Annotated in this window: 11 protein-coding genes; 7 read left to right on the plus strand and 4 right to left on the minus strand. The window is 71.8% G+C overall.

The annotated features are described in order from the left end of the window. Positions 1 to 5 precede the first annotated feature (5 nt). Positions 6 to 1,532, plus strand: a complete 1,527-nt coding sequence (locus tag ENSA5_RS26140) for a phytoene desaturase family protein (RefSeq protein WP_106394415.1) — start codon at positions 6 to 8, stop codon at positions 1,530 to 1,532. 5 nt (positions 1,533 to 1,537) lie between these two features. Here ENSA5_RS26140 and ygfZ read toward each other — a convergent pair whose 3' ends face one another. After that, positions 1,538 to 2,470: a CAF17-like 4Fe-4S cluster assembly/insertion protein YgfZ gene (gene ygfZ / locus ENSA5_RS36395; protein ID WP_146156137.1), complete on the minus strand. Its 933-nt coding sequence runs from the start codon at positions 2,468 to 2,470 to the stop codon at positions 1,538 to 1,540. A gap of 103 nt (positions 2,471 to 2,573) precedes the next feature. On the opposite strand from ygfZ, the gene ENSA5_RS26150 reads away from it, so the two are divergent. The 3 genes from ENSA5_RS26150 (at position 2,574) to ENSA5_RS26160 (ending at position 7,399) form a co-directional block, all read left to right on the plus strand. Continuing rightward, positions 2,574 to 4,358 (plus strand): TolC family protein, encoded by a 1,785-nt coding sequence (locus ENSA5_RS26150; protein ID WP_106394416.1) that lies wholly within the window; start codon positions 2,574 to 2,576, stop codon positions 4,356 to 4,358. 121 nt (positions 4,359 to 4,479) lie between these two features. Next, positions 4,480 to 5,844 (plus strand): protein-disulfide reductase DsbD family protein, encoded by a 1,365-nt coding sequence (locus ENSA5_RS26155; RefSeq protein WP_106394417.1) that lies wholly within the window; start codon positions 4,480 to 4,482, stop codon positions 5,842 to 5,844. Positions 5,845 to 6,526: 682 nt separating this feature from the next. Further along, positions 6,527 to 7,399, plus strand: a complete 873-nt coding sequence (locus ENSA5_RS26160) for an NAD-dependent protein deacetylase (protein WP_106394418.1) — start codon at positions 6,527 to 6,529, stop codon at positions 7,397 to 7,399. 20 nt (positions 7,400 to 7,419) lie between these two features. Here the strand turns inward: ENSA5_RS26160 and ENSA5_RS38975 are convergent, their stop codons facing one another. The 3 genes from ENSA5_RS38975 to ENSA5_RS26175 are packed head-to-tail and all read right to left on the minus strand — an operon-like array spanning position 7,420 to position 9,632. Then, positions 7,420 to 8,100, minus strand: a complete 681-nt coding sequence (locus ENSA5_RS38975; RefSeq protein WP_219906864.1) for a glutaredoxin domain-containing protein — start codon at positions 8,098 to 8,100, stop codon at positions 7,420 to 7,422. 28 nt (positions 8,101 to 8,128) lie between these two features. Beyond that, positions 8,129 to 9,070, minus strand: coding sequence for a tRNA glutamyl-Q(34) synthetase GluQRS (gene gluQRS, locus ENSA5_RS26170; RefSeq protein WP_106394443.1), 942 nt, complete (start codon positions 9,068 to 9,070; stop codon positions 8,129 to 8,131). A gap of 34 nt (positions 9,071 to 9,104) precedes the next feature. After that, positions 9,105 to 9,632: a hypothetical protein gene (locus ENSA5_RS26175; RefSeq protein ID WP_106394419.1), complete on the minus strand. Its 528-nt coding sequence runs from the start codon at positions 9,630 to 9,632 to the stop codon at positions 9,105 to 9,107. A 198-nt stretch (positions 9,633 to 9,830) separates the two neighbouring features. Between ENSA5_RS26175 and fni the strand changes: the two genes are divergently transcribed. The 3 genes from fni to mvaD are packed head-to-tail and all read left to right on the plus strand — an operon-like array spanning position 9,831 to position 12,866. Continuing rightward, on the plus strand, positions 9,831 to 10,877 hold the full coding sequence (fni, locus tag ENSA5_RS26180; RefSeq protein ID WP_258183030.1) for a type 2 isopentenyl-diphosphate Delta-isomerase: 1,047 nt from the start codon (positions 9,831 to 9,833) through the stop codon (positions 10,875 to 10,877). A gap of 1 nt (position 10,878) precedes the next feature. Next, the gene (gene mvk, locus ENSA5_RS26185) at positions 10,879 to 11,847 is read left to right on the plus strand and encodes a mevalonate kinase (RefSeq protein ID WP_106394421.1); all 969 of its coding nucleotides are present in this window, start codon (positions 10,879 to 10,881) and stop codon (positions 11,845 to 11,847) included. After that, a complete protein-coding gene (mvaD, locus tag ENSA5_RS26190) occupies positions 11,844 to 12,866 on the plus strand; it encodes a diphosphomevalonate decarboxylase (RefSeq protein ID WP_106394422.1) in 1,023 nt (340 codons plus the stop codon). Before mvk ends, mvaD begins: the two co-directional genes overlap by 4 nt. The last annotated feature ends 2 nt before the right edge of the window (positions 12,867 to 12,868 follow it).

The raw sequence follows: 12,868 nt of genomic DNA on the forward strand, positions 1-12,868 counted from the left end.
CTCTCTTGGCCAGCGCGACGACCAACCACTACGACCTCATCGTGCTCGGCACCGACTTCGCCGGGCTGGTCGCCGCTGCGCTCGCCGCCCGCCGTGGCAAGCGCGTGCTGGTGATCCCGCACGGCGCGATCGATGGCCGCTACCGCCTCGGGCGGCGGGGCTTCGCGCTCGACACGGCGCCGCTGGTGCACCTGGGCTGCCCGGCCGTTCGCCGGGTGTTCGAGGAGCTCGGCCTGTGGACACAGATCCGCCGCGAGCACCGCCCGCTCGACGAGCTGCTCCACTACGCCCTGCCCGACCACCGCCTCGACGCCGAGCCCAACGCCGACAGCTGGGCGCGCGAGGTCAAGCGCGAGTGGCCCGACGATCCCGTCGCCGAGGCCTGGGACCACCGACGCCAGTGGAGCGAGGCGACCGACGAGCTCCTCGACGAGCTCCTCGGCTCCGACAACGCGCTGGTCGCCGACGGCTTCTGGGGCCGACGCTTCCTCGCCCGGGTGTCCAACCAGCTGCCCGCCGCGGACTTCGACGAGCTCGGGCCCCTCGCCGCGAACCACCCGCTGCGGGCCCAGGCCCGCGCGCTCGAACCGTGGTTGCAGCACCTCGTGCCCACCCAGCTCGGCAAGGCCGCGAGCCTGCGGATCTCGAGGCTGTGGGAGCGCGGCCCCAACGATCGCAGCGGCGGCGCGGCCGGGCTGCGCGAGCAGCTGCTCCAACGGCTCGAGCTCAAGTCCGGCGAGGTCAAGCCCAACCTCCGGATCGCCGAGATCCTGCTCAAGCGCGGGCGCGTGACCGGGGTCAGCCTGCTCGGCAAGCGCGATCGCTACGGCTGCGACCACATGTTGATCGCGACCGACCCGCGCAGCCTGCTCGACGGCCCGCTGATCCCGGAGTCGCTGCCCAAGCCGCTGCAGGTCAGCCTCGCCAACATCGAGACGGCCGCGCAGCGCTACGTGCTCCACCTCGACATCGACGAGCGCGGGATCGGACCGGGCCTCGAGGGTCTGGTCGTGAGCGTGCCCGAGGGCGCGGCGGCGAGCAGGCGTGACGGCGTGGGCTCGAGCTACCTGCGGGTCGGGCCCGGGCCGGCCGAGGGCTTGCGCAGCGTGTCGATCCTGCGCGTGCTCGGGCCAGACGAGTCGACGGACGAGGTCCGCGAGCGGATCCTCGACGAGCTCGAGACCCGCGGCGTGCTGCCCTTCGCGCGGCCGTGGCTGCGTCTGATCCACTCGCCTCACGATGGCCGCGAGGCCTGCGACGGCGCGGGGCGGCGGGTCGAGGTCCTCGGCGCGGACACGGCCCTGCGCGTGCCCATGCGCCCTCTGTATCGTCTGCGCGGCGGGGAGCCGAGCCTCGGCGTCGGGCTGCTGCCGCACTCGTCGGGCATCAAGAACCTCTACTTCGCGTCACGGATGACCTACCCCGGGCTCGGGCTCGAGGGCGAGTTCGCGGCGGGCTGGGCTGCGGCGGGGGCCGTCGCCGCGGCCGGGCGCGCGGGGCTCGGGCGGAACCTGTTCTTGGGCCGTGGATGAGCGCGTCAGCGGCGGCCGCCGAGGGCGACGGTCGCCGTCTGGTTGCGATCGCTGCGGCCGGGGTCGTCGCCGAGCGGCGCGCTCTGGACCGTGACGGTGATCGAGCCGGCTCGGAGCTCGGCCCCGGGCTTGGCGTGGGCGCGTCGAACGATCGCGAGGCCCTGCTTCGCTGCGGGGCTGGTCAGCTGGCCGACCTCGCGCTCGTCGAAGGTCAGGGCGATCGGGGCGAGGCCCTCGGGTCGAGCCGACAGGCTGACCCGGACCATCACGCGGTTGACCTGGCCGCGGTTGTGGATGCGCGACAAGGGCTCCTGGCCGAGGTAGCAGCCCTTGTCGTAGGACACCGCGTCGACGAAGCCGACCTCGGGCGGGAAGCGATCGGGGCCGAGCTCGAAGCCCCAGGCCGGACGCGCGTGGCTGACGCGGGCGGCCGTGAAGCGCTCATGGTCTGCGGGCTCACCGAGCCCCGCGAGCGCGGCGAGGCCGGCCGTGGGCCCGACGAGCAGGACCCCGGGCAGCGGGTGGCCTGTGTCAAAGGCCCGGACCCCCTCGGGCAGGGCACCGAGCTCGGCGACCGTGAGCGCGGCTTCGTCGTCGCGCCAGGCGATCGCGCAGGCGTGCTCGGTGAGGGTCTCGAGCTCGACGTCGTCCATGATGATGTGGCCATCGAGCTTGGCGACGACCTCCTCAGCGATCTCGGCGGGCAGCACCAGCCACGGCTCCTGCTCGTCGATCGCCAGGACCCAGACCTCGCTGACGATCTTGCCCTTGACGGTCAGCAGCGCCGCTGGGGTCGAGGTCCCGGGCGTGAGCCGTCCGACGTCCGCCGTCAGCAAGCCCTGGAGAAAACGCAGCGCGTCGTCGCCGGTCACCCGGACCACCGTCCGGGCCTGCGACGGGAGCTTGGCGAGCAGCGCGTGGCGGATCGTGGCATTCACGGCTCTACAATGGCAAGCGCGGCCGCGGCTCGCAACGCCGCGCGGCGGGGCACGTGGCCAGGCCCGCTTGCCTGGCTCGGGGCCGCAGTGTAGGGCTTGACGGATGGCATCGCCCCGCGAGCGCGTCACCGCCCACGGCCGGCCTCGGCTCGCGCTCGCTTGCCTGGCGCTGCTGTCGAGCCTCGCTCCGGGTCTGGCGAGCGCCGCACCGCCCTCCCCTTCGCCCGAGGGTCCGACGCCGCCAGCACCGATCCTCGCCGAGTCCGAGGATGAGGATGGGGCCGATCCGAGCGGCCCCGCGCTGCCCGAGGCCCGGACCGGCCACGCCGCGCCCCTGGTCTTCAGCGGATCGCCGGGCGCCCAGGGGGCGCTGCTCGGGGCCGAGGATCCCGTCCGCGCCCTGTTCGAGATGCCCCCCGCGACCCGCGACGACGCCTACGGCCCCCGCCCCGCGGGGGTCCCGGGCCTGAGCCGCGAGCAGATCGTCCGCTACGGCCTCGACAACCCCTACGTGCGCGCCGCCGACGAGAACATCGCGGCCATGCGCTCGCTGCTGCAGATGGCCAAGTTCGCCTGGGTCCCGGTCGTGCGCGCGTCGGCGGTCCTGACCCCGGGCGCAGCGATCCAGTGCGACGACGTCTCGCTCCAGGGCGAGGACGGGCCCTTCTCCTTCCAGTATTGCCGGGCGGCCGGCGATCCGGCCACGGGCACGGGCACCGACGGGGGCGCACCGACCGACCTCCAGACGATCGGCGGCTACTTCGATCGCATCGCCGAGGCCGGCATCTCGCTGAGGCTCAGCGCCGAATTCGTCGCCCCGATCACGACCTTCGGCAAGATCGTCAACGCCAAGCGCCTCGCCAAGGTCGGGGTCGAGCTCGCCGAGCTCCAGCACCTCGCGACGCAGCACGAGACGATCTTGCGGGTCTACGAGGCCCACGCGGCGCTGCTGCTCGCGCGTGAGAGCGTGGCGATCCTGGCCGAGGCCTACAAGATCGTTCAGGCCGAGCGCGCCAAGATCGAGCTCGAGCTCGGGCTCGGACCCGACGGACAGCCGGCCTTCGACGCGGACCCGGACTCGCTCAACCTCGACCGCGATCCCGACGATCTGGTCCGGCTCGAGGTCGGCGAGCTCGAGCTCGCCGGGCGCATGCGTGAGGCCCGGCTGATCGAGGCCAAGGCCCTCGCCAGCTTGTGGGCGATCGCCGGGACCGCGGCCCCGCGCGGCTTCGACGTGGTCGAGGCCCAGCTCGAGCCCGACACCATCGAGGGCGGGCTGGCCGAGCTCGATCATTACCGCGCGCTGGCCTTGAAGAACCGGCCCGAGGCCAGGCTCGCCGACGCGGGGGTCGAGGCGCGCAAGGTCCAAGAGAAGCTCGCGCGGACCAATTTTTTGCCCGACCTCGGCGCGGTCGTGAAGTTTGGCTACGGCTACGCCAACAAGGCCACGCCCGAGATGCGCACGCTCTACTACACGGGGCGCCTCAACTACTCCAACGTCTACTTCGGGCTGGCCATGAGCTGGAACCTCGACTTCCACAACAAGGCCTTCGCGCTCGGGCGGGCTCGCGCCCAGCGTCGTGAGGCCGAGTACAAGCGCGAGGCGGCCCAGGGGCTGCTGCTGCTCGAGGTCGAGGACGCCTACCGCGGGGTCATCGACGCCGAGCAGCAGCTGCGCTTCGCCGAGCTCGCGCGCGACAAGACCTGGAGGCTCGTGGTCTCGGAGCAAACCAGCGGCAGCATCGGCGCGAGCGACTTCGACGATCTGCGCAAGGCCCTGACCCAGTGGGCCGAGTTCGAGTTCAAGCGCTTCGAGGCGATCATGAACCGCAACGTGGCGCTGGCCCGGCTCAGCCGAGCGGTCGGCGTGCCGCTGACCTCGCACTGAGTGTCGAGCGCGATGCGCGAGGTCGGCGCAGCGGCGTGCACAGGACCCGCGCGGCGCTGAGCCACAGAATCAGACGACGCGCTAACTCTCCGCACGCCGGCGGCGTATCATTTGCGCGCCCATGACCTGGGAAAACCTGATCGACCCGAGCCTGCTTCGACCACTGCTCGCCAACGCGTCCTCGGACTGCGGCGGTATCAGCACCTATGCCTGGGCCTTTGGTCAGGGTGTACTCGTGGACCTCACGCCCTGCGTGTATCCGCTGATCCCGGTGACCGTCGCGGTGTTCGGGGCCAAGGGCGTGAGCAAAGGGCGCGCGCTGTTCCTGGCCGCGTCCTACGTGCTGGGCATGGCGGTGCTCTACACCAGCTTGGGGGTCGGCGTGGCCCTGGCGGCGGGGGGCGTCGGCTTCGGGACGTGGCTGGCCAACCCCTGGGTCGTGGGTCCCCTGGTCATCATCTTGCTCGCGCTCGCGGCCAGCATGTTCGGGGCCTTCGAGCTCCAGCTGCCGTCGAGCCTCGAGAACAAGCTGGCCAACGTCGGCGGCGCCGGTCCGCTCGGCGCGTTCTTGATGGGGCTCGTCAGCGGCCTGGTCTCGGCCCCCTGCACCGGGCCGGTGCTGCTCAACCTCCTCGCCTTCATCGCGGTCTCGGCCGATCGGCCCGGCGGGGTGCTCTACGGCGGCTCGCTGCTGTTCACCTACGCCCTCGGCATGGGCACGCTGTTCTTCGCCGTGGCCCTGGGCGCGAGCTTGTTCAAGCCCGGCGCGTGGATGGACTACGTCAAGAGCGTGTTCGGCATCGCGCTGATCGTGATGGCCTACTACTTCATGCGCCCGCTGAGCCCGGCGCTGGCCAACTTCGTGATCAACCCGGAGTGGGGGCTGTGGCTCGGGCTCGGGATCACCGTCGCCGGCGTCGCGGCTGGCGCGGTCCACCGCAGCTTCCACGGGCCGACGAGCGAGAAGCTGATCAAGGGCGCGGCCGTGGCGGTCACTTCCTTCGGCTCGATCTTGATGCTCAACAACATCATGTATGTCGAGCTGACCGCCGACTGGCACGAGGTCGAGAGCATGGACGAGCTCGAGGCCGCGATCGCCCGGGCCGAGGACAGCGGCAAGCCGATCCTCATCGACTTCGGGGCCTCGTGGTGCAACCCCTGCCACGAGCTCGAGGCCAAGACCTTCGCGGCGCCCGAGGTCGAGGCCGAGCTCGCCAAGTACGAGCTGGTCAAGATCGACGTCAGCGATCCGAGCGAGGAGCAGCAGGCCATGCAGTCGGCCTTTCACGCGGCGGAGCTCCCGAGCGTGGTCGTGTATGCCGCGGGCTCGGGGCTCGGCGACCGGATCGAGGAGCTGCGGGCCGGCAAGACCCAGCCCGAGCCCGACATGCACGTGACCACCTTCATCGAGGCCGAGGCCTTCCTCGAGCGCCTGTCCGGGACCAGCGCGCCCGACCCCAGCGCCGGCATCTGCCGCCGGGGCTGAGCGGGGCTGCTTTAGACCCCCCTGGGCACCTTCGACTTTGCCACGCACGGCCGCTGCGCGGCCGGTCGTTCGGTCGCTGCGCTCCCTCTCTCGGTGGGCTGGTATGAGCTTCGCCATGGCCTCCGTGGCCCCCTAGAAGGGGGCTCGTGTGTTTTGACGCCCCTGGGCACCTTAGACTTTGCCACGCACGGCCGCTGCGCGGCCGGTCGTTCGGTCGCTGCGCTCCCTCTCTCGGTGGGCTGGTATGAGCTTCGCCATGGCCTCCGTGGCCCCCTAGAAGGGGGCTGCTTTAGACCCCCCTGGGGACCTTAGACTTTGCCACGCACGGCCGCTGTGCGGCCGGTCGTTCGGTCGCTGCGCTCCCTCTCTCGGTGGGCTGGTATGAGCTTCGCCATGGCCTCCGTGGCCCCCTAGAAGGGGGCTCGTGTGTTTTGACGCCCCTGGGCACCTTCGACTTTGCCACGTTCGGTCGCTGCGCTGCCCTCTCGGTGGGCTGGTATGAGCTTCGCCATGGCCTCCGTGGCCCCCTGGAAGGGGGCTGCTTTAGACCCCCCTGGGCACCTTCGACTTTGCCACGTTCGGTCGCTGCGCTCCCCTCTCGGTGGGCTGGTATGAGCTTCGCCATGGCCTCCGTGGCCCTCTGGAAAGGGGGCTCGTGTCTCTTTGGGCTACAAGAAGGCTCATGTCTCGGGAAGCCGTGTCCGACTGCGCCCAGGTGCCTCGCGTTTCGTCAGTTGATGAAGCGCAGCTCGAGGAACTCGCGGGGCTGATGCGGGGGCGTCACGTGGTCGCGCTGACCGGAGCTGGGTGCAGCACCGAGTCGGGGATCCCGGACTACCGCGGGGAAGGGACTCTCGCTCGCGCTCGGCGTCCGGTCCGGTTTGAGGTCTACGCGGCCGACCCGGTCGCGCGCGCTCGCTACTGGTCCCGCGCGGTGGTCGGCTGGCCGCGCTTTTGCGCGGCGCCGCCCAACGCTGGCCATCGCGCGCTCGCGAGGCTCGAGCGCGCGGGGATCGTGCGGGCCGTGATCACCCAAAACGTCGATCGCCTCCATCAGGCGGCTGGGACCCGCGAGGTCGTCGAGCTCCACGGGGCCCTGGCCGAGGTCCGCTGCCTCGCGTGCGGCGCCCTCGAGGGCCGCGCCGAGCTCCAGGAGCGGCTGCTGGGGCTCAACCCCGGGTGGCTGGACCACGAGGCCGAGATCGCGCCCGACGGCGACGCCGATCTCGAGACCTCGCTGGCTGAGTTTCACGTCGCCGGGTGTCGGCGCTGCGCGGGGGTGCTCAAGCCCAACGTCGTGTTCTTCGGCGAGCAGGTCCCGGCCGCGATCGTCGAGCGGGCTTACGCGCTGGTCGAGAGCGCCGAGCTGCTGGTCGTGCTCGGCTCCTCGCTCACGGTGTTCTCGGGCCTGCGCTTCGTCCGGCGGGCCGAGGCCCTGGGGACGCCAATCGCTATCGTCAACGTCGGGCCAACGCGCGGCGACGCCCTCGCCAGCCTCAAGATTGAGGCCCGGCTCGGCGAGCTGCTGCCGCGCCTCGCCGAGCGGCTCGCGTAGTCAACCTGGCCACGCGAGGTCTAAAGCAGCTTTTGGATCGCGTTCTTGTCGAAGCCGCGCAGGATCTCGCCGCCGATGTCGATCATCGGGACCGAGCCGGTCGGGACCCCCGCTTGCTTGGCCTTGGCCGCGAGCTCGGCCGCGGCCGCGCGGTCCTTCTCGATGTCCTTGGCCACGTACTCGATGCCCTCGCGCTCGAGGTACTTCTCGAGCTGCTTGCAGACCCCACACCACGAGGTCTTGTAGACGATGACCGGGGCCTCGCGCCTGGCGATCTGCTCGAGCGACTCGAGATCGGTGGGCATCTCGAACACCGACGAGCGCCCGGCGCCCAGGACCGCCTCCTCGAACTCGTCGCGTGGGACGACCTCGAGCACGTAGCGGCCGTCGGGCAGGGGCGCGTCGAGGTTGGCGATGAAGACCTGGCCGGGCGGGCGCTCGACCCCGAACAGGTTGACGCCGACGCGCGCGCGGGCGTCGGCGGGGACCTCTTCGATCGAGGTGCAATCGCTGAACACGCCCCGCTCGCCTGCGTAGGTCAGCACGAACTGATCGGCCGCAGGATCGAGGACGTGGGGCGCCGCGTGGGCGACGCCCTTGGGCTTGGCCTGGTCCGCTTTGGGCGGCTGTTCGGGCGTGCACGCGAGGCCCGCGAGGCCAGCCAGCTGGACACACAGCAGGGTGTTGAAGACGCGCGACATCGGCGGATGAGTATAGCAAGTCTGCAACTCAGGGGATCAGGGTGTCGAGCTCGAGCGTGCTCGGCTCGCGCGCGATCCGAGCGGGATCGAAGGCCCGGATCAGCTCGCGGGGGTGGACCCACGCGTCCTCGTCGCCGAGCAGCCCGGCCGAACGCGCGAGCGCGGCGACGACCCGCCGCGGGTCGACGCCGGCCTCGCGCAGCGCCGACAGATCGGGCGCGCCGTGGCGCTTGTTGAGCTTGCCGCCGTCGGGTCCGACGATCAGCGGCACGTGGGCGTAGGTCGGCGTCGGCAGGCCGAGGCTGCGCTGGAGCAGGATCTGGCGCGGGCTGCTGTCGAGCAGGTCGGCCCCACGCACGATCTCGGTCACGCCCATGGCCGCGTCATCGACGACGACCGCGAGCTGATAGGCCCAGGCCCGATCCGCGCGACGCAGGACGAAGTCGCCGACCTCGCGCGCAACATTTTGGCGGCGACGGCCGGCGATCCGGTCGTCAAACCAGACCTCCCCGGCGGGCACCCGCCACCGCCGCGCGGCCGGGCGCTCGGGGTGCGTGGGACCGTCTCGGCACGTCCCGGGATACACGGGCTCAGCGCCGTGGGGCGCCGACACGGCGTCGTGGGCCTCGCGCGCCTCTCGCAGCTCCCGCCGGGTGCAGGTGCACGCGAAGGTGTCGAGCCGCGCGAGCGCCTCCTCGTAGTGCTCACCCCGCTCGGACTGGCGGTAGGGACCGTGGGGCCCGCCGACGTCCGGGCCCTCGTCCCAGTCGAGGCCCAGCCAGCGCAGATCGTCGAGCTGTCGCTGCTCGTGCGCACGCTTGCTGCGCTGGGGGTCGAGATCCTCGACGCGCATCACGAAGCGCCCGCCCGCCGCGCGTGCCGACAGCCAGGCCAGCAGCCCCGTGCGCGCGTTGCCGAGGTGGAGGCGCCCCGTTGGACTGGGCGCGTAGCGACCGACGACTGGCTTCAACGTCTCCAAGGCTCGGGGCTGCGGCCAGCGGCGCTCAGGTCCGTGGCAAGTAGCGGCTCGGGAGCGGGCCGTCGTCGGTCTCGTCGGTCCAGGTCAGCGAGATGACGCGCCAGCGACCGCTGTCCTTGACCAGCTGCAGGGAGTTGATGCCGCGGCGGACCTCGCCAGCGTCGGCGCAGCGCTCGTAGGTGCTGAAGACCTGGGCGAGATCCGCGAACACCTCGGTCCGCCGGGTCAGCTCACGCTCGACGAAGGCCGTCAGCGCGCCGCTCTCGATCGCCGCGGTCGTGCGTGAGATGTAGTCCTCGATCGTGCTGACCCGCAGCGGAGGGGTGTCACGTTGATCGGGGGGCAGCGCCGCGATCAACGAATCGACGCGGACCATGACCGCGGCGGGATCGAACAAGCTCCGAAAGCGCGGCCACGCCGGATGCTCGCCGGCTTCGAATGAGATCGACGCGTACAGCGCGTTGACGATGCCGTCGAGCGAGTCGACGTCGGCCAGATCTGCAGGTGGAGCAGCGGCCGGAGCACTTGGGGGTTCAGCAGGTGGGTCGTCCATTGCCTCGGAGACTGGGCCTCAGGTGAAGGTTGACCTTAGCACCGACGAGCGCAGGGCTGGGATCTCGAATTCGTGACTCGCCACAGGCTCAAAACTGTGCACCAGGCCACAGAGGGGCCCTCACGACGTCGTTTTGACGTGAGCCGACCTCCGCGCCGGGGGATTGTCGGGTCTGCGAAAAGGTGGCATTTGCGGCCCATGGCGGACCCGCTCGATATCTCACAGCGAAAGAAGGACCACCTGGCGCTGTGCGCAGGGGACAAGGTCGGTTTTCGCGACAAGACGGCGCTGTTCGAGCAGTGCGAGCTGGTCCACTGCGCGCTGCCAGAGATGCACGCGGACGAGGTCGACTCGCGGGTCGAGCTGCTCGGCAAGACGCTCGCGGCGCCGGTCGTGATCTCGGCGATGACCGGCGGGACCGACGAAGCGGCCAAGATCAACCAGGACCTCGCCCAGGTCGCCGACGAGCTCGGCCTCGCGATCGGCCTCGGCAGCCAGCGCGCGATGTTCGAGCGCCCCGAGACCGCGTGGACCTTCGCGGTCCGCGACCGCGCCCCGAACGTGCTGCTGTTCGGCAACCTCGGCCTGGTTCAGGCGCGCAAGATGAGCACCGAGGAGATCCAGGGGCTCGTCGACGAGGTCGGCGCGGACGCGCTGTGCATCCACCTCAACCCGGCCATGGAGATCGTCCAGCCCGGCGGCGACCGGGACTTTTCCGGCGGGCTCGAGGTGTTTCGGCGCCTCGTCGAGGAGCTCCGCGTGCCCGTGATCGCCAAGGAGACGGGCTGCGGGATCTCGCGCGGCGTCGCCCAGATGATCCGCTCGACAGGGGTCGAGCACTTCGACGTCTCGGGCTCCGGGGGCACGAGCTGGGTCGCCGTCGAGGCCCACCGCGCCGACGAAAATCAAAAGGCGCTGGCCGAGGAGCTGTGGGACTGGGGCATCCCGACCGCGGCTTCGGTCCTGCAGTTGCGGGGGCTCGGGGTCAAGGCGATCGCCACCGGCGGCCTGCGCTCGGGCTCGCACGTGGCCAAGGCCGTGGCCCTCGGTGCCGTCGCGGGTGGCCTCGCCGCGCCCGTGCTCAAGGCTCATCGCGCGGGCGGCATCGAGGGCGCCCGCGTGTTCCTGCGCGGGGTGATCTCGACGGTCCGATCCCTGATGCTGCTGACCGGGTCGCGCACGGTCGCCGAACTGCAGCGCGCCCAGATGATGCTTGGCCCCGACCTCGCCCGCTGGCAGCCCTAGGATGCCCCTCGCGCTCCAGCCCTCGGCCGTCGCCTGCGGCAAGGTCATCCTCTTCGGCGAGCACTCGGTCGTCTACGGGCAGCCTGCGCTCGCGGCCGGGCTCGCGCGCGGGCTGACCCTCCACGCCACGCCCCTGCCCCGGCCCCGCGACGCGATCGAGCTGTCGATCCCAGCTTGGGACTTGGACCTGCGCCTGACGCCCGACTCCGAGCACCCGGTCGCCCGGGCCTGCCTCGAGGTCCTGGCCCACTGCGACGGACCGGTGACCGGCTGGCGGCTCGAGGGCGAGGCGCGGATCCCCTGCGGCGCGGGCCTCGGCTCGTCCGCGGCGCTGACCGTCGCCCTCGCTCGCCTCGCGCTCGGGGCCGTGGTCGACGGCGAGCCTGACCTCGACGAGGTGATCGCGGCGTCGATGATCGGCGAGCGAGTGTTTCACGGCACGCCCTCGGGCATCGACAGCGCCGTCGCGGCCCGCGGCGGCGTGGTCGCGTTCGAGCGCGGCGCGCCTTGCCAGGCTGTCGCCCTCGGCGCGTCGCTGTGGCTCGTGGTCATCCCCAGCGGGATCCCGCGTCAGACCGGTGCGCTGGTCGCCGGGGTCGCGGCCCGCCGAGATCGCATGCCCGAGGTCATTGATCCGATCATCGGCGCGCTCGGTCAGCTGGTCCACCGCGGGCGCGCGGCGCTGACTGGCGCGCGCCTCGATGTCCTCGCCGAGCTGACGAGCGTGGCCCACGAGCTGCTCGGCAGCCTCGGCGTCTCCCTGCCCATGCTCGACCGCCTGTGCGCCGCCGCGGTCGAGCACGGCGCGCTCGCAGCCAAGCTGACCGGAGCCGGCGGCGGTGGCTGCGTGATCGCGCTATGCGACACTGAGGCGCTCGCTCGCGGGGTCATCGAGGGCCTCGCCCACAGCTTCCCCGAGCTCGCGCGCGCCCCCGCGAGCGCCCCCTTCGCGGTCGAGGTCGAGTCATGAATCAGCCTGTCACCGCGGCCCTAGCGACCGCCCACTCCAACATCGCCCTGGTCAAGTATTGGGGCAAGCGCGCGGGCTGTGATCCCGAGCTCAACCTGCCCGCCGTCGGGTCGCTGTCGATGACCCTCGACGAGCTGCGGACGGTGACCCGCGTGGCTCCGGCGTCCGCCGATCGCTTCGAGCTCGACGGCGAAGAGGTCGAGGGCAAGCCGGCCGCCAAGGTCTTCGCCCACCTCGATCGCCTGTGGCGGCTCGGCGCGTGCTCGGGCCCGCGCCCGCGCTGCGCCGTGGTCTCGACCAACCACCTGCCGACGGCGGCCGGGCTCGCGAGCTCGGCGTCGGGGTTCGCGGCCTTGACGATCGCGGCCGCCGGCTGCTTCGGCCTCGCCGAGCAGCTCGACGATCCGACCCGCGCGCGACTCTCGGCGTGGGCGCGGATGGGCTCGGGCAGCGCCGCGCGCTCGCTGTGGGGCGGCTTCGTCCGCCTCGACGCGGGCACGGCCGACGACGGCAGCGACTGCCGAGCCCGCCCCCTGCCGAGCCCTCGCCCCTGGGATCTGCGCCTGCTCGTGGTCCACACCGCGCGCGGAGCCAAGCAGGTCGGCTCGACCGGCGGCATGGAGTCCTCACGCCTGACCTCGCCCTACTACCCGGCGTGGGTCGAGAGCTCGGCGGCCGACCTCGACGCGGCCGAGGCGGCCCTGCGCGCGCGGGCCTTCGACCAGCTCGGCGAGGTCATGGAGCACTCCTGCTTCAAGATGCACGCCTGCATGCTCGCGACCCGGCCGGCCCTGATGTACTGGAACGGCGCGACCCTCGAGGTCATCCGCGCGGTCTGGCAGCTGCGCGAGGCCGGGGGTCCCGTCGGCTACGTGACCTCCGACGCCGGCCCCCACGTCAAGGTCCTGTGCCGGGCCGAGCAGGCGCCAGCCCTCGCCGCGGAGCTCGCCGCGGTCGCTGGCGTCCACGAAGTCCAGCGGGTCGCGCCCGGGCCCGACGCGAGCCTCGAGCTGACGTGATT

The organism is Enhygromyxa salina (assembly GCF_002994615.1).
GTDB lineage: Bacteria > Myxococcota_A > Polyangia > Nannocystales > Nannocystaceae > Plesiocystis > Plesiocystis salina_A.